At 43.6% G+C, this 24,811-nt stretch carries 25 protein-coding genes; 13 read left to right on the top strand and 12 right to left on the bottom strand.

Annotation, left to right across the window (positions count from 1 at the left end):
• The first annotated feature begins 45 nt into the window (after positions 1-45).
• The 6 genes from VB073_RS03495 to VB073_RS03470 all read left to right on the top strand — a co-directional run bounded on the left by VB073_RS03495 (position 46) and on the right by VB073_RS03470 (position 4,941).
• Positions 46-654 (top strand): peptide deformylase, encoded by a 609-nt coding sequence (locus VB073_RS03495; RefSeq protein ID WP_323402763.1) that lies wholly within the window; start codon positions 46-48, stop codon positions 652-654.
• 91 nt (positions 655-745) lie between these two features.
• Positions 746-1,702: a DUF4835 family protein gene (locus VB073_RS03490; protein ID WP_323402762.1), complete on the top strand. Its 957-nt coding sequence runs from the start codon at positions 746-748 to the stop codon at positions 1,700-1,702.
• A gap of 5 nt (positions 1,703-1,707) precedes the next feature.
• The gene (gene recN / locus VB073_RS03485; RefSeq protein ID WP_323402761.1) at positions 1,708-3,369 is read left to right on the top strand and encodes a DNA repair protein RecN; all 1,662 of its coding nucleotides are present in this window, start codon (positions 1,708-1,710) and stop codon (positions 3,367-3,369) included.
• 3 nt (positions 3,370-3,372) lie between these two features.
• Positions 3,373-4,110 carry a 23S rRNA (guanosine(2251)-2'-O)-methyltransferase RlmB gene (gene rlmB, locus VB073_RS03480; protein ID WP_323402760.1) on the top strand — a complete coding sequence of 246 codons (738 nt, stop codon included), beginning with the start codon at positions 3,373-3,375 and terminating at the stop codon, positions 4,108-4,110.
• Between the two features lie 82 nt (positions 4,111-4,192).
• Positions 4,193-4,570, top strand: coding sequence for a RidA family protein (locus VB073_RS03475; RefSeq protein WP_323402759.1), 378 nt, complete (start codon positions 4,193-4,195; stop codon positions 4,568-4,570).
• The gene (locus tag VB073_RS03470; RefSeq protein WP_323402758.1) at positions 4,567-4,941 is read left to right on the top strand and encodes a YccF domain-containing protein; all 375 of its coding nucleotides are present in this window, start codon (positions 4,567-4,569) and stop codon (positions 4,939-4,941) included. Before VB073_RS03475 ends, VB073_RS03470 begins: the two co-directional genes overlap by 4 nt.
• A 291-nt stretch (positions 4,942-5,232) precedes the next feature.
• Here VB073_RS03470 and VB073_RS03465 read toward each other — a convergent pair whose 3' ends face one another.
• From VB073_RS03465 to VB073_RS03445, 5 genes are all read right to left on the bottom strand, one after another.
• The gene (locus VB073_RS03465; RefSeq protein WP_323402757.1) at positions 5,233-6,606 is read right to left on the bottom strand and encodes a transposase; all 1,374 of its coding nucleotides are present in this window, start codon (positions 6,604-6,606) and stop codon (positions 5,233-5,235) included.
• A 188-nt stretch (positions 6,607-6,794) separates the two neighbouring features.
• The gene (gene tatC / locus VB073_RS03460) at positions 6,795-7,622 is read right to left on the bottom strand and encodes a twin-arginine translocase subunit TatC (RefSeq protein ID WP_323402756.1); all 828 of its coding nucleotides are present in this window, start codon (positions 7,620-7,622) and stop codon (positions 6,795-6,797) included.
• A 143-nt stretch (positions 7,623-7,765) separates the two neighbouring features.
• The gene (locus tag VB073_RS03455; protein ID WP_323402755.1) at positions 7,766-7,966 is read right to left on the bottom strand and encodes a twin-arginine translocase TatA/TatE family subunit; all 201 of its coding nucleotides are present in this window, start codon (positions 7,964-7,966) and stop codon (positions 7,766-7,768) included.
• Between the two features lie 124 nt (positions 7,967-8,090).
• Complete coding sequence (locus VB073_RS03450; RefSeq protein ID WP_416349495.1) at positions 8,091-9,125, bottom strand: hypothetical protein; 1,035 nt, start codon at positions 9,123-9,125, stop codon at positions 8,091-8,093.
• A 10-nt stretch (positions 9,126-9,135) separates the two neighbouring features.
• On the bottom strand, positions 9,136-10,599 hold the full coding sequence (locus tag VB073_RS03445; protein WP_323402754.1) for an aminoacyl-histidine dipeptidase: 1,464 nt from the start codon (positions 10,597-10,599) through the stop codon (positions 9,136-9,138).
• 143 nt (positions 10,600-10,742) lie between these two features.
• On the opposite strand from VB073_RS03445, the gene VB073_RS03440 reads away from it, so the two are divergent.
• From VB073_RS03440 to VB073_RS03410, 7 genes are all read left to right on the top strand, one after another.
• Positions 10,743-10,967 carry a hypothetical protein gene (locus VB073_RS03440; RefSeq protein WP_323402753.1) on the top strand — a complete coding sequence of 75 codons (225 nt, stop codon included), beginning with the start codon at positions 10,743-10,745 and terminating at the stop codon, positions 10,965-10,967.
• 11 nt (positions 10,968-10,978) lie between these two features.
• Positions 10,979-11,614 (top strand): OmpH family outer membrane protein, encoded by a 636-nt coding sequence (locus VB073_RS03435; protein WP_323402752.1) that lies wholly within the window; start codon positions 10,979-10,981, stop codon positions 11,612-11,614.
• 185 nt (positions 11,615-11,799) lie between these two features.
• Complete coding sequence (locus tag VB073_RS03430; RefSeq protein WP_323402751.1) at positions 11,800-12,975, top strand: glycosyltransferase; 1,176 nt, start codon at positions 11,800-11,802, stop codon at positions 12,973-12,975.
• Between the two features lie 84 nt (positions 12,976-13,059).
• Positions 13,060-13,668, top strand: coding sequence for a MarC family protein (locus VB073_RS03425; RefSeq protein ID WP_323402750.1), 609 nt, complete (start codon positions 13,060-13,062; stop codon positions 13,666-13,668).
• Between the two features lie 167 nt (positions 13,669-13,835).
• Entirely contained in the window at positions 13,836-15,119 is a 1,284-nt protein-coding gene (gene eno, locus VB073_RS03420) for a phosphopyruvate hydratase (RefSeq protein WP_323402749.1), read from the top strand.
• A 114-nt stretch (positions 15,120-15,233) separates the two neighbouring features.
• On the top strand, positions 15,234-16,835 hold the full coding sequence (locus VB073_RS03415) for an alpha-L-arabinofuranosidase C-terminal domain-containing protein (protein ID WP_323402748.1): 1,602 nt from the start codon (positions 15,234-15,236) through the stop codon (positions 16,833-16,835).
• Positions 16,825-18,390, top strand: a complete 1,566-nt coding sequence (locus VB073_RS03410) for a sulfatase (protein WP_323402747.1) — start codon at positions 16,825-16,827, stop codon at positions 18,388-18,390. Before VB073_RS03415 ends, VB073_RS03410 begins: the two co-directional genes overlap by 11 nt.
• A 36-nt stretch (positions 18,391-18,426) precedes the next feature.
• Here VB073_RS03410 and VB073_RS03405 read toward each other — a convergent pair whose 3' ends face one another.
• From VB073_RS03405 to VB073_RS03375, 7 genes are all read right to left on the bottom strand, one after another.
• Entirely contained in the window at positions 18,427-19,074 is a 648-nt protein-coding gene (locus VB073_RS03405) for a succinate dehydrogenase cytochrome b subunit (RefSeq protein ID WP_323402746.1), read from the bottom strand.
• Between the two features lie 43 nt (positions 19,075-19,117).
• Entirely contained in the window at positions 19,118-20,233 is a 1,116-nt protein-coding gene (locus VB073_RS03400; protein ID WP_323402745.1) for a radical SAM protein, read from the bottom strand.
• 205 nt (positions 20,234-20,438) lie between these two features.
• Complete coding sequence (locus tag VB073_RS03395) at positions 20,439-21,542, bottom strand: HAMP domain-containing sensor histidine kinase (protein WP_323402744.1); 1,104 nt, start codon at positions 21,540-21,542, stop codon at positions 20,439-20,441.
• A 62-nt stretch (positions 21,543-21,604) separates the two neighbouring features.
• Positions 21,605-22,267: a response regulator transcription factor gene (locus tag VB073_RS03390; protein WP_323402743.1), complete on the bottom strand. Its 663-nt coding sequence runs from the start codon at positions 22,265-22,267 to the stop codon at positions 21,605-21,607.
• Positions 22,268-22,372: 105 nt separating this feature from the next.
• Positions 22,373-23,092, bottom strand: coding sequence for a dihydrofolate reductase family protein (locus VB073_RS03385; RefSeq protein WP_323402742.1), 720 nt, complete (start codon positions 23,090-23,092; stop codon positions 22,373-22,375).
• Positions 23,093-23,190: 98 nt separating this feature from the next.
• Positions 23,191-23,820, bottom strand: coding sequence for a hypothetical protein (locus VB073_RS03380; RefSeq protein ID WP_323402741.1), 630 nt, complete (start codon positions 23,818-23,820; stop codon positions 23,191-23,193).
• A gap of 460 nt (positions 23,821-24,280) precedes the next feature.
• Positions 24,281-24,811 (bottom strand): hypothetical protein, encoded by a 531-nt coding sequence (locus VB073_RS03375; RefSeq protein ID WP_323402740.1) that lies wholly within the window; start codon positions 24,809-24,811, stop codon positions 24,281-24,283.

Raw genomic sequence — 24,811 nt, 5'->3', positions numbered from 1 at the left:
TTAAATTCATTACAAATGCAATGTAAATTCATCACATTGTTATTTATGATTGTATCTCAATTCAATCTGATGGCGCTTATACCCTTTACCGAAAGAGAATTGGAAATCATCCATAACGGGGATGAAGAAACTCCTTTTCGTGTGTTGCAGGTGACTGATCCTATCGACTCACTGGTGCTTCGCATGCACTCCACGGATGTTGATCCCGATTCAATTGCAAACGACGAGAGTCTGCAATTGCTGATCCGCCGCCTGATTGTAACCATGCATACGTCGGGTGGGGTAGGTATTGCCGCACCTCAGGTGGGAGTGCTTAAGAATATATTCATCTTTATTCGTCTGGATCTTCCTGGTGAGCCGGTGCATGTTGTGATCAATCCCCGGATAGTCGGTTTCCCGGAAGAGACTGTCTGCTTCGAGCGTGACGGTTGTCTTTCTATCCCCGACACGCAAGGAAACTCGCTCCGTTGGCCATGGATAGATGTGGAATACCGGGACGAAAAGGGGGATTTACATGCTGAACATCTGGAAGGATATAGCAGAAGTGATAGTTTTTCTGCCGTGATCTTTCAACATGAATATGATCATCTGGGAGGTATACTGTTTACCGACAAAATTTGTCCGGAGACTGAACCGGAGTTCCAAGTAGATTGATAGGTGTTTAAGTCGTTGACAAAGAGTTATGTAAGTTGCGCAGGTCGCTTCTGTTTGTCGGGTTCCATAAGATGTTTGAGAGTTAGATAGAATGTATCGTCGAAGAAAGTATGCATATTTTGAAGATAGTTTAGTCAGGACACCCATCATTCTGGGGTATAGCTGTCTGTCAATCCTGTTATTTTTTTTCGCGGGATTGTCTTCACTTTCCGCTCAGGAGTTGAATGCAGAGGTAAAGGTGAACAGTTCCATGGTTCAGGGTGCAAACAGGCAGGCACTGAATGTCCTTGAAGAGGCGCTGCGCACTTTTATCAACGGACGCAGATGGAGCGACACCCCGTTTCGGGCGGACGAGCGGATCAATTGCTCTTTTACGCTGGTCATTACCGAGGCGGTATCTTCCAATTCCTTCCGTGGTGAGTTGTATGTACAGTCGCATTGCCCGGTAGAGGGCAGCAGTTACAATACTCCCCTGCTGAATATACGTGACAAAGAAATGGAATTCGACTATACCGTGCATCAGCCTTTGCAGTTTGATCCCAACTTTCTTCAGGGGAATCTGACGACAATCGTAGCCTATTACGCTTACCTTATTCTGGGACTCGATCTCGATTCCCACTCTGCGTTGGGAGGCACATACTGTTTCCGATATATGGAACAGATTGTAGCCAATGCACAATCTTACGGATGGAAAGGGTGGGAGCGTAGTAACAATTGGAATCGTTCGGCTATTGCTACCGCTCTTAACGATGGTACGCTGGGAGAATACCGGCAAATGTGGTTCGATTATCACCGGAATGGTCTGGATGTGACAGACCGAAATGGCGGACCCGGGTTAGGGAAAATAGTACCTTCGGTCCTTTTCCTGACAACAATGCAGACAAAACGTCCGAATAACTTGCTGATCAGGCTTTTTGGAGATGCTAAACTCGAAGAGATAGTGAACCTTCTTTCCCGTGCCGATGCACGGGAGAAGAGAGAGGCCTATGAGGCGCTTGTAAAGTTATACCCCGCCCGTAATAATGAATTAGAGCAGTTGAGAGAATAAATTTTATGTTAAAGTCGCTATACATACAGAATTTTGCATTGATCGATTCTCTCCGGATCGGTTTCGATCCTGGTTTCTCGGTGATCTCCGGGGAGACGGGTGCGGGTAAGTCTATTATTCTGGGCGCCCTCTCGCTGATTCTTGGCCAACGTGCCGATGTGAAGCAGATCAAACAGGGCGCAGAGAAATGTATCATAGAAGGGATTTTCGATCTGTCGACCTATGATCTCGTACCTTTTTTCGAGAAACTGGACTGGATATACGAAGGGGATGAGTGTATCCTAAGACGGGAAATATGGAGTAATGGAAAGTCGCGTGCTTTTGTGAACGACTCTCCGGTCTATCTGAACGACTTGAAGGTATTGGGTGACAGGCTCATCGATATTCACTCCCAGCACCAGAATTTGTCGTTGAACGATAATCTTTTCCAGTTGAACGTGGTGGACCTATTGGCCGATACCACTGAGGAGCGTGCCCAGTATGGTGAATCTTATGCCGCATACCGTGCATCGGAAAAAGCATTGGCCAATCTACGGGAGCAGTCCCGTAAGAATCGGGAGGAGGAAGATTACCTTCGATTCCAGTACATGGCACTTGCCGAAATGAATCTGCACCCGGGTGAACAGGCTCAACAGGAAGAAGAGTTGGAGGCAGTTACTCATGCCGAAGATATCAAGACGGGGCTTTATGCAGCCACTGCATTGTTGTCGGATGACGAACGGAATGTGGAATCGATGTTGCGATCTGTGGCGGATACGTTGCATAATATACAACGATTTTATCCGAGATTATCTGAAGTGGCATCCAGGGTCGATTCTGCTTTTATAGAACTGAAAGATGTGCGGCAGGAGATCGCGGGATATTTTGAAGAGATCGAATTCGATCCCGGTCGCCGTCAATTTCTGGAGAATCGCTTAAGTGCCATCTACGACCTGCAGAAAAAGCATTCCGTCACTTCCGTGGAAGAGCTGATTGCTTTGCGTGATATGATGGGGCGGAAATTAGAGAATATCGATTTGCTAGATGACCGGTTGAAAGGGTTGGAAAAGGAGACTGGTGAGAAGCGGGAGATAATGATGGTAAAAGCCGACCTGTTAAGTAAAAAGAGGAAAAAGGCTGCATCGAATATTGAGAAAGAATTGGTAGAGAGGCTTGCTTATCTGCGGATGCCCAACGTGAGGTTCCAATGTGACTTCAAAACGAAAGAAATACCGGATGCTACGGGAGCCGATACGGTTCAGTTTCTTTTCTCGGCTAACAAGAATGCGGCGTTGCAGCCGGTCTCTCAGATTGCTTCCGGCGGTGAGATGTCGCGTGTAATGTTGTGCATCAAGGCGATGATCGCCGGGGCGACTTCGTTACCGACCATCATCTTCGATGAGATAGATACCGGTACCTCAGGTGAGGTGGCCGACCGGGTAGGAGTTATCATGGAAGAGATGGGTACCCGGATGCAGGTGATCGGTATCACCCATCTTCCTCAGATTGCTTCCAAAGGAGCAACCCATTTCCTTGTTTACAAGGAGGATGAGGGCAATATTACCACTACAAAATTAAAAGAACTGACGCCCGAAGAGCGTGTGCAGGAGATAGCGCGCATGTTGAGTGGTGCAGAAATAACGGAACAGGCAATTGAAAATGCAAAAGTAATGCTGAATAGAAAGTAAAGTATGAAGGAAAAAGAGATGATCTTCGGCATTCGTGCCGTTATAGAGGCAGTGGAAGCCGGAAAAGATATAGACAAGGTATTGGTGAAGCGGGAATTATCGGGTGAGTTGTTTCTGGAAATGCAGGAATTGCTCCGCCGATATGAGATACCCATGCAAAAAGTACCCTTGGAGCGGATTGACCGTATCACCCGGAAGAACCACCAGGGCGTGATCGCGTTCACTTCGGCCGTTACCTACCAGAAGTTGGAGGATATTGTACCATTCCTGTATGAAGAGGGGAAGACCCCGTTCATCCTAGTGTTGGACGGACTGACCGATGTGCGTAATTTCGGCGCCATAGCCCGTACCTGCGAGGTGGCTGGCGTAGATGCCATTGTGATCCCTGCCAGAGGTAGTGTTTCGGTGAATGCAGATGCGATAAAAACTTCGGCAGGTGCTTTGCATTCTATCCCGGTCTGCCGGGAGAAAAGCCTTAAGGAAGCGATTGTCTTCCTCAAAAATAGCGGAATCAAAGTGGTGGCAGCTACAGAAAAAGCCGCCACCTTTTATACCCAAACCGATCTCTCCGTACCGGTCGCCATTGTGATGGGATCGGAAGATATGGGTGTGGCTCCCGAGCATCTTCGTATCTGCGACGAGTTGGTACGAATTCCTCAATCCGGTACAATCCAGTCGCTCAACGTATCGGTGGCGGCAGGCGTGCTGATTTACGAGGTGGTGAGACAGCGCGGATCCTAATGTGCCAATATGCCAATGTGCCAATATGCCAATGTGACTAATGTGCCAATGAGAAAAATAATTGAAACTTCCAGAAAATAAAATGAAAAAAGTAATTTCAACAAACAATGCGCCTGCGGCGATAGGGCCTTACAATCAGGCGATTGAGGTAAATGGGATGTTATTCCTGTCAGGTATGTTACCTATTGACCCGTCGACCGGAAATATTGTACCAGGTGGCGTGAAAGAGCAAACCACACAGATATTTAATAATATAGAAGGGGTATTAGCGGTAGCAGGAGCCACTTTAGATAATATCGTGAAAACAACTGTATTCCTGGATGATATGTCGTTGTTCGGCGAAATGAATGAAGTGTATGGCAGTCGCTTCAGTGGTACTTTCCCGGCCCGTTCGGCCTTTGCCGTGGAAGCTCTTCCGAAAAACGCTTTGGTAGAAATAGAAGTGATTGCGGTAAAGTGAAAACGATCGGTAATGTTATCTGGGTGGTATTCGGCGGTGTTTTTATCGCCATTGAATACCTGTTGGGCAGTGTGGCGCTGATGGTCACTATCATCGGTATTCCTTTCGGGCTTCAGTCGTTAAAACTGGCTGAAGTGGCATTGTGGCCCTTTGGTAAGAAGGTCGTACGCAAAGAGTCATCCTCCGGTTGCTTGTCATTTCTGATGAATGTGATCTGGTTCTTTGTAGGTGGAGTTCCTATTGTGCTAACCCATCTGTTGTTCGGTTTACTCTTTTATATTACCATTATCGGTATTCCTTTTGGAAATCAGCATTTCAAGTTGATGAGCCTTGCGCTCACTCCTTTCGGAAGAACTATCCAGAACAAATAGTTTGGAGTTTGTTTATAAATAATCGGATATTCTGGTGTTATTTATTTGGATACTTCCGATTTTATTGTGTAGGGTGGGGAAGTCTCTTTTGATACCGAGGCACCTTCGCTAAATAGGTAAAATTTAAAACCGGAGAACGGATAAAGTTGAGACTTTTTCTGTTTTCCGGTTCTTTTTTGATTTTTTCTTTTACTCAAGTGTAAAAGTTGAGATTATCCCTGTTTTCAGGACATGAAGGATCAGGGGAGTGAAGAGTTTCATCCCCGATTCCTGTTTTTTATCCTTAAATCCTTATGCTGGCTTCCTTTGTTCCTTGCGCTGCCCTCTGGCGGCCAGTCTTACGGCATTTGCCGTATGGACACCGAAGAGTATCCACAGTATCTCCGTCTCTTCGGTCCTGGCCTTGACCTTTCTCAGGTTGTAATGCTCCTTCTCCGTCCCGAAGCTACCCTCCAGGCGGGTTGACCGCTCTTTGGAGAGCAACGACCTGAGTTTGCTCCTGTGATCCTCGTCACGGGCTTTCTTGCCCTTGCGTACGAAACCGGTATAGATGGGTGAGGGGGATGAGGAACAGTATTTGCGGGTCCTGTTCGTTCCATAGATCGCATCGGCTGCAAAATGCGTGACTTTCTTGCGGAAAAGCAACCTCGCGTATTGTATGGAGGATATCCCCCGTACCCCCTCGTTGAAGGGCTTGAAGGAGACATGTTCTATGAAGTTGATCCCGTCCACCTGGATCAGGTTGGCCTTCGCACCGAACTCGACGGCCTTCGTCTCCTTGCCCCGGACTATGGGGCGGACATAGTGCTTGTCGATACTCACGATGCGGCCCGGCATCGACTCACCGCTACGGTGCATCTGCCGTTGCTGGGAAAGCACCTCCCTGATGATATTGCGCCTCTTGTGGTGGAACCCGTCCAGTACAAGGATGCCGCGGTATTGACTCTCGATCGCATCGAGCTGTCTATCAAGTTTTTCCAGCAGGAAGATCAGGGAAGTACGCAGTTTCCTTCTCTTCTTCCGGGTTTTCCTGCGGCTGCGGGTGTAGTTCATGTAGCGTTTGCGGATATCATCATATTTGCTGCGGGGACGGCGCATCTTCAACTCCCTTGACAGTGTCACTATCCTCCCGTATATCCATTCGATGGCTTCCCACAGGAGTTTCTCGTTGGTGGGATAACGAAGGTGGCTCTCGTAACAGGTGGCATCGGACATGACCACGTGCAGGTCTTTCATCAGCGGCTTCCAGGCACCGGCCATCTCCTTCTGGAAACTGTCCATATCAAGTCTGGAGGCCAGTTCACACCTGACCTTGCTCACCAGCTTTGTATCCCGTATCTCTTCCCCCGGACGGATGAAGATACCGCAGAAGAACTGGAAGTGGATACTACCGTTGATCTGCTCCACCAACTTCCTGTCGGACAATCCCGTATAGCTCTTCAGTACCATCAGGGCAATCTTGCCTTCGGGGCTGAAAAAACTTTTGCGACCCGATTTGCACGTCTTCAGACTGAAGCTCTCAGCTATGGCTGAAAACGGGAATACACGGTACAGGCGACCCAATTCACTTGACTCGAAACTCGAACGGTAAAAAGATAAAAGTTCACTTTCCTGATAAAGGGGTAAAGTCTGGGATATTTCCGTTATTTGTTGTATCTTTCGCATGTCTTTTTGGTTGGATTTCCCCGTTTTTGGCCGCTAAACCGTATTTTCGGGGTTTTCCATAAAGATACAAAAATCCCAACTATTTCACAAGCAAATAGTTGGGATATTATTTTTTAATTGGCGAACGTGCCTACCGACTTTTACCTGCTAAAGGGGCTGATTACCCCTGTTTAGCGGGTAATTGTCCTTTACTCGAACACTGCGGGGAGATTTTCCTCCTCTTCCTCTTCAGGTGGGTCTTTCGTGACCATAAACGCACTGATTTCCCACAGCATATATATTGGGATAGTTACTACGAAAAGGGAAAAGGGGTCACCTGAAGGCGTGATAAGTGCGGCGGCTACCAATGAGCCAACGACGGCATGGCGGCGGAATTTCCGGAAGAATGAGCGGTAGATCAGTCCCAGTTTCGATAGCAACCAGAACACCAGTGGCATCTCAAAGACCAACCCCATGATCAAGATAAGGGTGTAGAAGTTGTTCATGTAGGAGTCAAGTGAGATTGAATTTTCAATGGAATCGCTTAATTCAAAGGTAATAAGAAACCGGAATATAAGTGGAAATACTATAAAATAACCTACTAGGCAACCTACAACGAACATAAACCCTCCGAATCCGAAGGCGGTCTTTACCCCTTTTGCCTCGTTTTCATAGAGTGCAGGACTTATAAATTTCCATATCTCATATAATATGTAGGGAATGGTGCAGAGCACACCAAACATCAACGAAGTAGAGATATAGGTCATGAACTGAGTGGTCATGTTGATGTTTAGCATTCGCACTGCGAAAGCATCTGCCGAGAAGTCCGGTAAGAATGGGATAAATTCACTCGCTTTTTCGAAAAAACGGTAAGTGGCAAAATCCGACGAGCGCGGTGCCATAATAATAGTGTCGAAGATTTTGGGGATAACGATGAATCCTACGACAGAGAAAACAAGTACGGCAACGAGAATACGAATAATGGTCCATCGGAACTCTTCCAGATGATCCCAAAAAGACATTTCTTTCTCTGTCATTTCTATCTTGTGCTAAATAATAGATATGTAAATAACCGAAGACAACCGGATTTTCCCGAATTTATCTTCGAAATACTATGCTCTTTGATGATGAGAGAGGAGACAACCTGCCTTATTGTCTAGCAGGTTTACTCCACTGATTTCTAATTGTTAGATGAATTGGTGTCGGTCGGTTCGGCCTTGATATCATCTTCAATATCCTTCAATCCTCTCTTGAAGCTATTGATACCTTTACCCAAACCTTTCATGAATTCAGGGATTTTTTTTCCTCCGAAAAGGATTAAGACAACCAGAACTATAATAGGTATTTCCCATCCGTTCAAATTAATAAGTAGTGGATTCATAAGTGCTGTATGTTTATTTATTTATACTTTTCTGTCTCTCTAAGACGCAAATATAGAACTTATTTACGAATATAAGTGTGATTATTAATATAAAGTTTTAAAAAAAAACTGGCAAAAACTTTCTTCATGGATGTTCAAAAACGAGCGTCAGGTCCATATAGATGGGTAGATGGTCACTGAAGCCACCTATATAACGGGGTCCCAGATTTGTCCTATATGGTTTTTGTCCATAATACTTCTCATCATCTTCCAACAGAAAATCAGCTTTGAAGATATGTGCCTGGTTGTTTTTCATGTGGACATTGTTTTCCATCTTCAATAGATTTCCACTTACTATAAACTGGTCGAGGACCTCCCACTTGCCCTGGTATTTATAACTGCCGAATTCGTGCTCTTTCGCTCGATGATAGAAGAGGTTATATAGTTGATCCGTTAGAGAAGGATATTGTATACTCCCGGCTTTCAATATTTGTGAAAGACTCTTGTTGGAGGGGTGGTCGTTAAAATCACCCATCAAAATAATTTGTGGGTTATCCCGGATAGAGAACAGGCTGTCGATCTTATTTCTCAGGAGAGTTGCAGCCTCTATCCGTGCGGGTTCCGTTTCTTTCTGTCCGCCGCTTCTGGACGGGAAATGGCAGACAAATATGTCGAGAACAGAACCGTTCAATACTTCGCCAACCACATGGAGGATGTTGCGTGTCGGCCTGATACCTTTGCGGCTGAATTTTACCTCGTATTCACCGGTCTGAAGTGGTTTGAACTGATTACGCTGGTAGAGTAATGCTACATCAATCCCCCGGTCGTCGGGTGAATCGGTGATGATATACGCATATTCCTGTGCACGTAAGGGTGACCGTTGAGTGAGATGGAAAAGTACAGAGTCGTTTTCCACCTCGCACAGTCCTACCAATGCCGGGGACTGCATGCCCCCGACAGCCGTGATCACACGGGTGATATTGCGCAACTTCTCCCAATATTTCCAGGGTGTCCACCGCATGAAGCCATCGGGCATGAAGTCATCATCTTCTTTCAAAGGATCATCTTCCGGATCAAACAGATTTTCTACATTGTAGAACATGATACGAAAATCGTTTTGCGCGACGATCCCTGCCACGTGGATAGTTAGCAGTAACCCTAATAATATGGAAAAGCGCATTGCTCTGTTTTTACTTTTCAGCAGGCATATTCTCCAGGATCTTTACCAGGAAATCCCAGAATTTGCCCACCGAAGAGATTTTCATTTTTTCATCGGGAGAATGTACGTCTGTCATATCCGGACCGATCGAAATCATATCGAGATGTGGATATTTCTCGAGGAACAATCCACATTCAAGGCCTGCGTGGATGGCCTTTACTTTAACGCTCTTGCCGTATAATGTTTCGTACTCTTTTTGTGCATGTTTCAGAATATTGGAGTCGGGATTAGGTTGCCATCCCGGATATCCGTCGTTATGGGTCACTTTTGCACCGGCCAGTTCAAATACCGATGATACCATGTTCACCACATATTCTTTTTGGGATTCCACCGAACTTCGCTGACTGGAGCCGACTTCAATGAGATGATGGTCAATCATTTTGACGGATGCCAGATTAGTGGATGTCTCCACCAGTCCGGGGATATCGAAACTCATACCAATCACTCCATGCGGGCAGGCGTACAGTGCACTGATCAGTCTCTCTGTAGTTTTTTTATTAATCACTTTTGACGGTATCTGAGTCGATTCCAGTTGGATATTGAGTCCGGGATCGGTGTGTTTGTATTCATCCTGTACCTGAGCGAGGAAAGTATTCAGTTTTATACGAATATCTTCCTTGTATTTCTCTTTCACTCCCAACAGGGCATGAGCTTCACGCGGAATGGCATTATGCAGGTTGCCTCCACCAATCTCCGACAAGACCATACCATATTTTTTTCGTGTGATGGAATACAGGAAGCGGGTGAGTATTTTGTTGGCATTGGCCAACTTCTTGTCGATATCACTTCCGGAGTGGCCACCCCGAAGGCTTTTTACTTGTACCTTACACCAGAAATAACCCTTGGGTACATCTTTCTCCTTATATTTGAAATAGGCTTTGGTACCTTTCCCTCCCGCACATCCGATATAAATTTCACCTTCCTCTTCGGTGTCGAGATTAATCAAAATGCTGCCGGTAAGCAGATCCTTTTCGAGAGAGTTGGCTCCCGTCAGCCCGGTCTCTTCATCTACTGTAAAGAGCGCTTCGATCTTGCCATGTGAGATATCATCCGCAGCCAGTAAAGCGAGTTGGGCAGCGACACCAATTCCGTTGTCGGCTCCCAATGTAGTGCCGTTGGCCTTTACCCAATCACCATCGATAATTGTTTCTATCGGATCATGATCAAAATCGTGCGTTACGTCCGAATTTTTTTCGCAGACCATATCTACGTGAGATTGGAGGATTATGCTCGGAACATCCTCTTTTCCCGGTGTGGCCGGTTTGGTGATCACTATATTGCCAGCCTTGTCCTGTTTTGCTTCCAAGTTATGCTCACGGGCAAAATCGAGCAAGTAAGCCAATATTCTTTCCTCTTTCTTAGATGGTCTCGGAATCTGTGTGATCTGGTGAAAATAGTTCCAGATGGCCGAAGGTTGTAAATCTGTTATCATCATTTCTTTTTATTTGAAATAGCTTATATAATAAGTAAAAGTACAAGAAAAATGGGGGACAAACAAAAAATTCACTATCTTTAATCCGAAAAAATGTGGTTTAATTGGCTAATTAGACTATCTTTGCGACATCAAATGGCATCATTATGATAAAAGTACTCATTTTAGGCTCTATTATCCTGTTCATCGCTATTCTATTGATGGGGATGCGTGTCTTCTTTACGAAGAAAGGTGAGTTCCCCAGTCTACATATAGGCGATAGTAAGCCATTGCAGGATAGAGGAATCCATTGTGCTACATCTCAGCATGCAGAAGAGATGAACAGAAGAGAAAGTCCTATAGAAAGAATGTTGAAATCAGAAAAAATTTAAATCTCTCAAAAATGAAGAATTCTACTCTTTACGTCGTCAGTGGTGTGCTGGCGGTTGCAATTATTATTCTTTACATCTTACATTTTACGACAAAACCATCTGCTAACGGAGCCTCTGCAAAAGACCTTTCTGCTTTGTTGAACGACTCTTCCATTACCCTGCCCATCGCGTATGTGAATGTGGACTCGTTGTTGATGAATTACAATTTTGCCAGGGATCTTAACGAATCGCTGTTGAGAAAGCAGGAGAGTACTCGTGCGACTTTAAACCAGAAGCAGGGACAGGTTAGTTCTGCCCATGCTGAATTTGAGCGTTTGTTGCGTAATAATGCTTTCTTAACTCCCGAAAGAGCGCAGCAGGAACAGAATAAGGTTCAGCAAATGTATCAGGAATACCAGCAATTGGAAGAACGGTTGACTCAGGAGTTATTGATGGAGCAGGAAAAACTGAATATCCAGATGGAGGATACCATCAAGGCAAGAATGATAGAGTTCAACCAGAACAAAAATTTCGAAATCATATTCAACAACAGGACTACAAGTACCATTCTGTATGCTGATAAGAAATATGATATAACCAATGCAGTGGTTGAATTCCTGAACAGCAAGTATGGTCCCGCTACGGCGACCGCTGCAGCAGGAAATTAGGTGGTTTTATCATCTTCAGAAAAAATTGAGGGTATGTCACATTGTGATTGTACCCTTTTTGCTTTTGGAGTAGCTGGAAGTGGATCGGTGAAAAGAGGAAAAGTGGGAGAGTGGGATGGAAAAGGTGGAACACTTTCAAATCCTAAATCTAAAATCCCGAAGTCTTGGCTCTTGTGTCTTAAAAGATGAAATATTGGAAGTCATATGTAGAAAGGCAGAAGCCGGAATATCTGCGTACCACAATTCCTCCGGACGTGGATGCAGATATGATCGTGGTGATTCCCTGCTATCACGAACCCTCTCTGTCGGAAACTCTAAATAGTTTGCGAGCCGGAGATCGTCCTGACGCGAATGTATTGATAATAATCGTAATCAATTCGGGTGTGCTTGCCGCAGAAGAAGTCATAAAACAGAACCGGTTATCTTATGATGAAGTCCTCCATTTTGCCATTCGTTACCATGAATCCGGTTTCGACTTTATGCCACTGTTGTTTGAAGGTTTACCGAGGAAACATGCAGGAGTAGGGTTAGCCCGAAAGATAGGGATGGACCTGGCGGTAGAACATTTCTTGCGTAAAGAAAAGTTGCGTGGTGTGATTGTTTCTCTCGATGCTGACTGCACGGTTACCAGTAATTTTTTGACAACCATTTGGAGTACTTTCTCCCGTGATAAATCGCTGAATGCTACTATCCATGATTTCTATCATCGGGTAGAGGAGGAGAGCCCGATAGCGGAAAGTGCTGCAAGGCAATATGAAGCCTACATCCGTTATTTTCGTTCGATGCTGCAATACATGGGCTTTCCTTACTATTGGCATACCATTGGTTCCGCTTTTGCAGTTTCGGCAGATGCGTATGTGAGTGTAGGAGGTATGGGCCGTCAGCAGGGAGGTGAGGATTTCTATTTCCTTCAAAAGATATTTGCCCTGGGCCATATTCTGGAGTTGAAAGAGGCCCGGGTATTCCCGATGGCCCGTCTCTCCGGTCGCGTTCCATTTGGGACAGGGCCTTCCTTACAAAAAATTATAGAAGATACGGATGGTAATAAGAGAGCTTATTCGGAGAGATCATTTCAGGTAGTGAAACAACTCTTCGATATGAAAGATGACTTTTTCGGAAAAGATGGGCATATGGTGGAAAGAATGGTAACGTCGTTGGATCCGTCGCTGCAACAATTCCTGAATAAGATCGATTTTCCTCTGCTCATCAGTGATTGCAATGGCAATTGTGCTTCACTGTCCACATTCAGGAAACGATTCTTTCATCACTTCAACGCTTTCAGGATTATCAAATACCTGAATCAGGTACATCCCGATCCTTTCCCTTATGAGAGTTTTGCTGCATTGATTGACAAATATTAGCATACGTTTTGCTATCTGATTGATATTTTGTAATTTTGCATTCAAAAGGTTAGCTATTCCTTTCATAATTCTAAATAAAGTGTTATGCCAGTTCTTAATGGAGTTGAAATTGTAAGTGCTTTTCTGGTCTTGTTTGCAATTATCGATGTTACGGGGTCAGTTCCCATCTTCCTGAATTTAAAAAGTCAAAACAGAACGATCCATCCGGAAAAAGCGGCCGGCTACTCATTACTGATTTTAGTAGGTTTCTTATTTATCGGAGAGTGGATATTGAAACTTTTCCAACTCGATGTATCCGCTTTTGCTGTTGCAGGGGCTGTTGTGTTGCTCATCCTCTCCATAGAGATGATTTTCGGTGTGGAGATATTCAAGAACGACAGTACCTCTACGGATAACTCTTCCACGATGTTCCCGGTTGTCTTCCCGCTTATTGCCGGACCGGGAAGTTTTACCACCCTGCTTTCGATGCGGGCAGAATATCATATCATCAATATCATTACCGCGGTAATCTTGAACCTGGTCATCGTCTATCTTGTATTGAGATATCTCGATCTGGTAAAGAAGTTGTTGGGTGATAGTGGTGCATATATCCTTCGTAAATTTTTCGGGGTCATCCTAATGGCTATATCGGTGAAACTACTTACATCCAATCTCTCCGCCCTCATCGTCACCGTGAACGCTGCAGGTGCGTAGTAGCCATTATCTCTCTTTTTATAACAACTTTATACTTTGATACAGCCCAAAATAGCAAAAATATAGCTATATTTGCAGGTCGGAAATTCCGACACCCCTTTAGGATATCAGGTTATTTTCTATCAATATAGGATTTTCAAATTAATCTATTTATAAAATTCAACAACATGAGAATTGTAAGTGTTTTAGGACGGGAAGTTTTGGATTCAAGAGGTAATCCGACCGTTGAAGTGGATGTGTTGACAGAGTCGGGTGCGTTTGGACGTGCCGCTGTTCCATCGGGTGCCTCCACAGGTGAGAACGAAGCGTTGGAACTCCGTGACGGAGACAAGAGCCGTTATCTGGGAAAAGGTGTGTTGAAAGCAGTAGCAAATATCAATGACGTTATTGCTCCGGCTTTGCTGGGTATGAACGTATTGGAACAGACCCAGATCGACGCCAGATTGCTTGAACTTGATGGTACGAAAACAAAATCGAACCTCGGTGCAAATGCTCTTCTGGGTGTATCTCTTGCAGTGGCTAAAACGGCTGCTAACTATCTCGGCCTGCCGCTTTATCGCTATATCGGTGGTACCAACACCTATGTATTACCGGTTCCCATGATGAATATCATCAATGGTGGCTCTCACTCCGATGCTCCCATTGCATTCCAGGAATTTATGATCCGCCCTGTGGGTGCCAATTCTTTCAAAGAAGGATTGCGTACAGGTGCTGAAGTATTCCATGCGTTGAAGAAAGTGCTTCATGACAAAGGCCTTAGTACTGCTGTAGGTGATGAAGGTGGTTTCGCTCCCAATTTGAGCGGTGGAACTGAAGAAGCTTTGGAATCTATTCTTACTGCTATCAGGAATGCAGGTTACGAACCGGGAAAAGATGTGATGATCGGTCTCGACTGTGCTTCTTCTGAATTCTACAAAGATGGTATTTATGACTATTCCAAATTTGAAGGTCCTAATGGTAAAAAACGTACCCGCGAAGAGCAGGCTGCTTACCTGGAAGAACTGATCACCAAATATCCTATCGACTCTATCGAAGACGGTATGAGTGAAAACGACTGGGAAGGTTGGAAATTATTGACCGATAAGATTGGCAGCAGATGCCAGTTGGTAGGTGACGACCTGTTCGTAACCAACGTTGATTTCCTTGAAAGAGGTATCAAAGAAGGTTGTGGAAACTCTATCCTGATCAAAGTAAACCAGATCGGAACACTGACCGAAACGCTGAACGCTATTGAAATGGCACACAGGCACGGTTATACCAGCGTAACTTCACACCGTTCGGGTGAAACTGAAGATGCGACTATCGCTGATATCGCTGTAGCTACCAACGCAGGACAGATCAAGACCGGTTCATTGAGCCGTTCTGACCGTATGGCTAAGTACAACCAGTTGCTCCGGATTGAAGAAGAACTGGGCGACCGCGCTGTTTACGGTTATAAGAAGATCAGATAATAATTTTCTTGATACATACTACGGAAAGGCCATCCTTCGGGGTGGCTTTTTTTGTATCAGTATTTGGACAGCGGTTTAAATTATTATATTTTTACTTTTTAAACCTGTTACAAAATGGATTCAATAAAAAGTAAATGGCTCTTTTCCTGTGTTTTATGTAGTATTTCTATGTTGGTCTTAAACGGACAAGTGACAACTGTTTCAGTGAAAATTCCGGGTACACCAGTGGTGATAGATCCGATGATTTACGGACAGATGCTGGAAGATTGTAATGACAAAATTATTTATGGAGGGCTGATCAATGAGAATGGAACAGAAAATGTTGCAGTAAATGAATTGTTGAAGCCTCTCGATATGCCGGTGATGAGGTGGCCGGGAGGTACTTATGCCCATGAGTACGACTGGAGGAAAGGGATTGGTCCGAAAGAAGAGAGACCTTCCGTGGAAGAATTTGCATGGAAGGGAATCGAAACCCATCAATTTGGAACTGACGAATTTTTACAATGGTGTGTAAGAGTAGGAACCGAACCCTATATAAACTTCAATATGGGTAATGATCCGGTATATGGAGCATCGTTGGGTGATGCTTTGGGTTGGATCGAGTATGTAAACGGATCAACCGAAACTACTTTCGGGAAGAAAAGAGCATTCAACGGACATGAAAAGCCATATGGTGTAAAATATTGGGGAATAGGAAATGAAAATTACGGTCCTTGGGGAAGACATACTGCTGAAACTGCAAAACAATATGCAGAAAGGCTCCATAGATGGGCTAGCGCAATTCGTTTTCAATATCCCGATTTGCAACTATTGGGTGTCGGATATATTTACCAATGGAATGATACGGTTCTTCACAGGAATGGCGATGTAATAGATTTTCTTACCAAACATTTCTATATGACAGCAAAGGTGAATGATGGAAAATTACAAAATCCGGAGTATACATTATTTTCACCTGTCAAAGTGGAGGTCCATCTTCGGAAGAATATCGAGTTATTAAAGGAAGTCAATCAGCGTTTCAACCGCATAGATCAACCCATACGGTTTAGTATTGATGAATGGAATTGCCGTCACTCCGTATTTGCCGGAGAAACGTATCAGTTTACTCGAAATGATGCCAGAAGACAATTTGATGTGGTAACGATTGCCGGAATGTTGAATGTTTTTATCCGTCAGAGTCCCTATGTCGGAATGGCCAATTATATCTTTCCTGTAAATGGGCATGGTATCATTCGGACTGTGGGTGAGAGAGATGCATATAAAACACCCATTTATTATGTCTTCGAATTGTATCGGAAATATATGGTAGGGAATAAATTGAACCTGGAGATAAAAGGAGAGGAAATCACTTTGCCGGTGAAAGAATTAGCCGTTGAAGGCGCTATCAGTGATGAACTGAACAAAGGCGATGTCAGTTTACACTATATAGATGGAACTGCTGTAATGACGGACGAGGAGGTTATACATGTGGCATTGATTAACCGTTCACATCTTAAAAAGCAGAGAATCAGAATAGAGGTGCCGAAGGATTATTTGCCTGTTACAATGTGGAAGATTGAAAGTAATGATATCAATAGCGCGAATTCTGAGAATGAGAGGGATAATATATCACTCCAAACGATTGATCTTTCTGGAAAACATTTGAAGTCTACAATTGTGATGGCCTCTTGTGGTTTTACCCTTATTCAATATAAAAAACGGAATAATGACAAATAAATTCAATAAAAAAGTATTTACAGGGATATCTGTCTCTATCTCTGTATTATCCGCTACGTTTGGGCAGGAATCTTCAAAAAGTCCCAATGTCATTATTATTATGGCGGATCAGCTACGGGTCGATTTAATGCACCGCGAAGGATATCCTTTGAATACAATGCCTTTTGCGGATAGCTTGGCTGAGAGAGGGACTTGGTTTGACCGGGCGTATACGGCCGCTCCTGCAAGCGGCCCGGCGCGTGTCTCGATGTTAACCGGGCGGTTTCCCAGTGCCACCCATGTCCGTTCCAACCACAATATCAGGGATGTCTTCTATGCCAAAGATCTGTTTGATGTGGCCCGGGAACAGGGATATGCCACAGCGCTGATCGGGAAAAATCATTCTCATCTTTCTCCCGATCGGGTAGATTACTGGAGCGCTTATAATCATGATGGACAGGATGCGAAGAATAAAAGCGAGGTTGGCAAGGCGTTCGATAAATATTTAAAGACACTGGATATGTATGCCGATATGGAACCTGCTCCTTATGGAGTAGAGGGTCAGTTACCTTATCGGATGGTGGATGATGCTTCGCATTGGATCGATTCCCTGTTGGGTAAACCTTTTCTGATGTGGTTCTCTATTGCGGAGCCGCATAATCCCTATCAGGCGTGTGAACCCTATTATTCCATGTTTCCTCCCGAATCATTGCCTCCAATGAGGAGTAGTGCTAAGGATATGAAAATAAAAGGGGATGAGTATCTCTTGCTTTCGGAGATGATGGCGCAAGGGCATGTCGGCTATCAGGAAAACCTGCAACGCCTCCGCTCAATTTACCATGGGATGTTAGGGATGATTGATGACCAACTGGCACGCCTGATAGGTGAATTGAAGAAAAAGGGAGTGTACGAGAATACTATCATTCTGTTTATTGCAGATCACGGCGATTATGTGGGAGAATATGGTTTGATGAAAAAAGGGGTGGGACTGGATGATGTCCTTGCCCGTATACCGATGCAATGGACCGGCCCCGGGATACAGGCTTCCGTAAATCCCCATGAAGGGCATGTGAGCATCATCGATATTTTTCCTACCATATGCGAAATAATGGGTGCCGATATTCCGGTTGGAGTACAGGGGCGTAGTCTGTGGCCCCTGCTGCAGGGAAAGGATTACCCGGAAAAAGAGTTTGAAAGTGTGATGGTGCAGGATGGATTCGGAGGGATGTATTATACCCGGAATGATGGTACAGATTATACGGCAGAAGGAGCGGTGGGGAAGCAGGGGCTGTTTTTCGATGAACTGAATACATGGACACAGAGCGGTACCATGCGCATGCTCCGGAAAGGGGACTGGAAGCTGGTATATGATATGGATGGCAACGGTCAGCTATATAATCTGAAGAAAGATCCGACAGAACTGGATAATCTCTTTGAAAACCGATCTTATAAAACCATCAAAAATGAAATGATTGAGAATTTATTGAGATGGGAGATATCGGCCCAGGATCCTATTCCGGTTCCCAGGCAGCGATATCGGTTTAAAAGGAATGCACACAATTATTTATTCCACTGATAAACGTAAACCTGAATAACGTTTTCCGGTATTCCGCTAAGCATCCCCAAATCCTAAAAAGAAATAGAGGGGTATAATCATATACCCTACCATGATCACATGGGAATAGATCACTGAAATCGTTTTCAGACGGGGCAGCCATTTGTTGTTGATTACCCCCATTGACTGGAACATACTCCAGAAGCCGTGTGTGATGTGGAACGTGAAGGCGAGAATCCATATGACATACATTGCCACGCACCAGCCATTGGTAAATACCGTTTTCACCAGGTCATACGGGTTTTCACCTTCGTTGCCCATGAAATGTTGTAACTGCATCTTTGCCCAGAAATGGCCTAAGTGTATCACCAGAAGTCCTAATACGATCAATCCCAACGCCAGCATATTCCTGGAAGCCCAGGAGATCTTCGTCTTACTTCCTACTTCATACCCTACACCCCGAGCCTTTCTGTTCTGAATAGTGAGGATAATCCCCATGGCTATATGTACAATAAATCCCAGTGCCAATACCGGCACCATGATCTGGATGAGTATATTCTCATCCATGAATTTACAGGCAGCTTCATAGGCTTCACGTGAGATCAGTGATGTCAGATTTATGGCTAAATGGAGCGTCAGGAACACGATGAGGAATGCCCCGCTGATGCTCATTACTAATTTTCTTCCGATGGATGATGACTTCATTTCTTTTTTATTTTAAATATTTGATGTGGGTTATTTTTAGGAATCAAACAGGAATAGGGTGTCCGGACTGTAACATCTCTTTGACTTCTTTTTCGTGTTCGAACAGGGTGCATCCACCCGTATGCTCTCCACCTACCAGACCCGATTCTCTGAGCTTGGCAAAGAATGGAGATTTCAGAGCTTCCTTTAATCCTATCTGTGCGATATTCCTGTCGGAATAGGGTGAAAATGGGCAGGCTTCCGCTTTTCCGTCGGGACTGATATGGAAAAAGCCCCGCCCGGCAGCCAGGCATCCTCCCATTGCTTTCTCGTCACCGGGAAACGATAGGAATATTACGTCGTCGTATTGCGATCGGAGTCCTTCGAGGTTGGCATCCATTCTGGCAATGCCTTCTTCGTCCAGGGCCAGGTCACGGGTTTCAGCCTCTGTGGGTACATACTCTACGTAAAATATAATCTTACATCCAAGATCCCTGAGCAGATTTATATATAGGGGAGAGGTGGCATAATCTATATTCTCCGTAGTGATGGTGATTGATGCACCATAGAATAATCCCCTTTCCTTGAGGAACTCCATCGAACGGATGACACGGTTATATACTCCGTGTCCCCGCCTGTCGTCCGTCTTCTCCTTGCATCCTTCTATACTCAGAATTGGAATTAAATTGAGATGTTCGGAAAAGAAGTCAAGGTATGATGACGTAATGATAGTACCGTTGGTAAATATCGGAAATATCATATCTTTCACTTCAGAAGCGGCTTGTAGTATATCTTTTCTCAAAAGCGGCTCCCCTCCGGCCAGGAGATTGAAGTTGATACCCATCTGCGCTGCTTCCTTGAATATCGCTTTCCATTGTTCTGCAGTCAGTTCTTCTTTAGTAGCTTTTGCCCCTGTTCCGCAAATATCGTTGGCACGGGCATAGCATCCCTTGCAGGTCAGGTTACAATCCGTCGCAATACTCGAAATAAGGAATGGTGGAACATGCAGGTCTTCTTTTTGGTAAGCCTTCCGTTTCTTCTCCGCTCTCCTGAAGACGTTCTGCATCCTGAATACGAACATCGATTCCTTCGGATTGGTAAGTACCGCTTTATAGGCACTTGACATAATATTCCTTATGGAGTTATTCAGATAAACGTCCAATGAAAATGATTCATCCATACAATTCTGTAATAAAGCACTTTGCAATGCAGTTTTTTGATAAGCCGGTTTGTCTCTTTTGTCTTACAAAAGTAGGAATACGGCACCACAAGATGCTTAAGATTGACTTAGGAATGTCTTAAGATTATCTTAATAGATAACTCCCTTATATCGTCAAATAATGTCATAATGGTAATAAAACCCTGCAATTTTGCGAATGAGACCATTATTCTTTTGTGGGGATAATAAGCCTTGCGATGGTTTTCTTCCCTTTTTCGCTGGTTATACCCATTTCTATATTCAGGAGGGAGCAAAAGCGTTTTACTATCGGAAGCCCTAAACCGAATCCCTTGACATCCGGGTTCTCGGCTGAACGGTAGAATTTCTCGAAAACGAATTCCAGCTCTTCCGGGGCAATACCCGGCCCGGTATTTTCTATTTCGATAATCAATGGATTTCCTTGTGCTTGCGCTTTTATTTCGACAGTTCCTTCGTCGTTACAGTATTTTACAGCATTCGACACCAGATTATTCAATATGGTGGAAAAGGAGTATTCATCTGTATAAATCGAGATTTCCTTTGGTGAGAGTGTGGTTGTTATATGTAGCTTTTTACTTAGAATGATATCACAGAACAAACATACTGCATTGTTTACCAGATCCTCCAGTGAATAATGACCGTAATTCAGCGAACGCTTGCCTTCTTCGTATCTTGTCAGGATGAGTAACTGCTCCACCATATTGTTCATTTTATCCACCTCTTTTATGCATTCGCTGATTTTTCCTTTGTATTCGGCTTCACTGCGGGGTTTGCGGATGAGCACTTCCATTGTCCCTTTGAGGACGGCGAGCGGAGTGCGAAATTCGTGAGAGGCATACGATGTGAATGATTTCTCCCTTTCCACTGCATATTCTATCCGGTCAAGCAGGTTGTTGATTGTTTCGGATAGTTCGTAGAGTTCATCTTTATGATTCGGGAGGGGAATCCTTGCGCTTAAGTTGTTATGGGTGATCGTATTGACGGTATTAATTATCTCCCGGATCGGTTTTGTGCTGTTCCTGGCGATGACGCGTGCCCGAAGAAACAGAAGGGAGAGTACGAAGAAAAAACCTACGGCACATACCCGAAGGAGGATAGTAAATAATTGCTCCACATCATTCAGGCTGATGTCGGCAGCATCCAGTTTGTCCACATGCAGTTTGAATACGATCAGGATGATACCGCAAAGGATCAAGGTAAGAATGGCGGTACTCACCATAATATTCAGCGCTATGCGGCTCTGTATGGAGAGTGTATGCCTCTTCAAATTCGCCCTAATCTTTCTAATCATCCCCTGGCAACTCTTTATCTTTTGTCTTTTGTCTTGGCTCTTGAATCTTGACTCTTGGTTCTTCAATCATTCGCAATATATCCGATTCCCCTGACCGTTTTGATATAACCGTTCTCTTTGTCCATATTCAGTTTTTTCCGCAGTGAATTTATGAATACATCTATCACGCTGGTATCATACTGGAAGTTGATATTCCATACCTTGTCGATAATTTCATTCCGTGTACAGATTTTTCCCTTATTGCGGATCAGAAATTCGAGCAGGGAGAACTCCCGCTGCGTAAAGGAGATTTCTGTCTCCCCATACAATACCTGATACGACGATTTGTTTAAAGATATTTCTCCCAGTGTGAGTATCTCATCCTCCTGTCTGTTCCGGAAATGGATTTTGATCCTTTCAAGCAACTCTTCAAAAGAAAATGGTTTCTTGATATAGTCGTTGGCTCCCGCCCTTAATCCTTCTATCGTCTCCTTTACGGTATCTTTCGCAGTCAGGAATAAAATGGGGGTTTCCTTGTCCTGCTTCCTGATCTCTTTGCAGACATCGATCCCTTGCATGCCGGGCAGCATCCAATCCAGTAACACCAGGTCAGGGTACATTTGACAGAATTTTTCTACTCCTTTTATCCCGTCGGAAGCAATTGAGATATTGTATCCCTCTTCCTCCAACCCCTCTTTCAGGAAGTTGTAAATACCCGGTTCATCTTCTATAATAAGGATATTCATTTTATTGCCGATGCTTGCAGATTGATTGCTATAAGTTGTAAAATTCAATCTGGTTATACCGTAACAAAAATAGATGAGCCATTAAAAAGAATGCTTAAGATTCTCTTAATTCTTCGTGTGAAACTTGTAATGGAGCCATACCATCCCGTCGTTCAGCACTTCAGCCTTCAGGAATTCGAGCGACTGGTTTTTTGCGGGATTGTTATCGGTTTGTCCCATGTAATCGATAATTGCCGGCATACAGGAGAGTCCGTCGATTCCCGGATAAATGATCACGCTCAGTTCATCGATCAGGCCTTCTTTCAGGAACGCGCCATTAATCACTCCGCCACCTTCCAGTAAAATGGTCTTCAACCCGAAATCGGTGTATAAAGTTTCTAATGTGATCTGCAGATTCATTCCGCTCTTACCTCCGAAAAGGTAGGAGATACCGTTATCGCGCAAGTGTGCCAGGTATTCTTCAGAAACGCTTTTACCCAGAACAACAATTACATTGTCGCCGTTGAGATTGTTGCTCTTATAGCCTAATTTCCCTTTCGGATCGAGTATGATTGCCGATGTAGCTGAACTCCTACTGCCGATATGGGTCTTGAATTCCTTTGCTGGAGGGTATTTCTCGAAATCGAAAGAGAAGGTCTCAAAATCCTGCTGTGCGGTGGTGCGTCCGATCATCCATGCGTCGGCGTTGAACTGTCGGGATACATCTTCGTAAACACCGTAAAACTCTGTTTTATCTTTTCCGTCAAACGGTTCTGTCCAGCGATCAGTCAATAACCGACCGTCGACTGAACTCATCATGTGACAAATAATTTTTGGTCTTTGCATATTTTTGTATTCTTGAAGGATCGTAAGCCGCATATAATCTTATGATAAGAAAGATGCTATAAGCAAAATATTTATTTTATTTCAATAACAAGAAAAGTCTACTCTTCCATAATAGAGTAAGTCATAATATCAGTTCCTTGCATCCTTTTTACTATTTCTCTGGTATTTTCTACTTTTAATGTTTGTTGGAAGTTTTTGCTGTAGCTGATGTATTCTCCTTCGGGTGTTTTTTTGTCTATTACATACATGTGCCAACCTGTATTGGATACCAAGGAGATAATGACTTTCTTTCCGTTATCTAATTCATTGTCAATCTTTGTAAATAAACTGTCTATAGGAAATCCTGCATTTCTAGGTAAATCAAATTTGAGATCAAAACGTACTCCATTGATAGTTCTCCCATCGAAATTTCTGAATGATCCGTCAATTTTATTTTTCCAGGCGTGCTGTAATTCATAAAAATCCATGTCTACTTTTCCTAAATATTTCAGAACCATTTCAATGGAAGATGGAATACATGAACTCATATAAATCTGCCTATGTCCATCGACAATAGTGGAAAATTCAGGCAGGGTATTTTTAATACCTTCATACTGATCAGTATTGCTCCCTTTTCTACTTTCAATATGAGTAATACCGGAAATCTCTTTGGTATCTTTTGATGTACCGTAGCTAAAGAGGAAAAAGAAAGAAACGGTAATCGATAAAAGAAGAAAAAACTTTTTCATTTTCTTGGTAAATTATATTATAAACTTATCATTTCTTGCAATGAATTTTATTCCCAAAGATGGGTTACACTCCGATATCTTAGCTATCCAATGCATTGCTTGATGAAACCTTTACAAATATCGTAAAAAAAAATGGCTCCCTTGATTAAGGGGCAATTCAATATAAGCATAAATGAGAATAACTTTAAAATCTTATGAAATAGACAGATATCAAAAACGGATTTTTTGAAGAATTGGTAATTCATGGGTATTTTATGGGTAAGAAAACTTCTGAAAGCCACATAAATAAACGATCTGATGGGTAAAGTAATGGATGATAACAAAAGTGCCTGTATTGAATTGCCGATTGATAACGGGGTGTTATCATTGGTTCAGGCATAAATGTTATCAAAATAATGATAACAAAAGTGCCTGTATTGAATTGCCGAAATTATCGGTTTTTCTAAAGTTTAAATCCCTTTTACATCGAATTTAAAATGTGGTGATTCTTTAAACTTCCATAGATATTTAACCTTTCAAACTCACCTATTATATCTTCCGGATGATCGCTGATCATATCACGTAAATTCACCTCGAATTCGTATGTTTGGGTGTGATAATTAACGACAGGCTCATCGATTGGCATTTCATTGATAAATGATAGTGCTGTTGAGGCCCCGAGGCGGCTTCCTTCTATTATATCTTGTAACAATAGATTATACATGAAACGTTTTAGACCTTCAGTCTTTTGCTCTGCAATGTTTGATGCATCAGGCATTTCATCGGTCACGACGTGTAATGTGGTGGTTACTTTTCGAGGCATCTTTTTTCCTTGTCCCAATATCGAATAGTCCACAAATATGGCCGGAAGAGAAAAATATTCGTATAGCTCCGGTTCGTACGGCTGGGAGCGATACACATCGATAAAGAAATCTCCATTCAGTCCGGCATCGGTGAATTTTTGTTTGTTGGTGTCAATGAGTTTGTAGAGTTCCAATAATTGTACAAGCAT

This window comes from Proteiniphilum sp. (genome assembly GCF_034927365.1).
In the GTDB taxonomy this organism is placed as follows: domain Bacteria; phylum Bacteroidota; class Bacteroidia; order Bacteroidales; family Dysgonomonadaceae; genus Proteiniphilum.
This window is presented reverse-complemented; position numbering and strand designations above follow the sequence as displayed.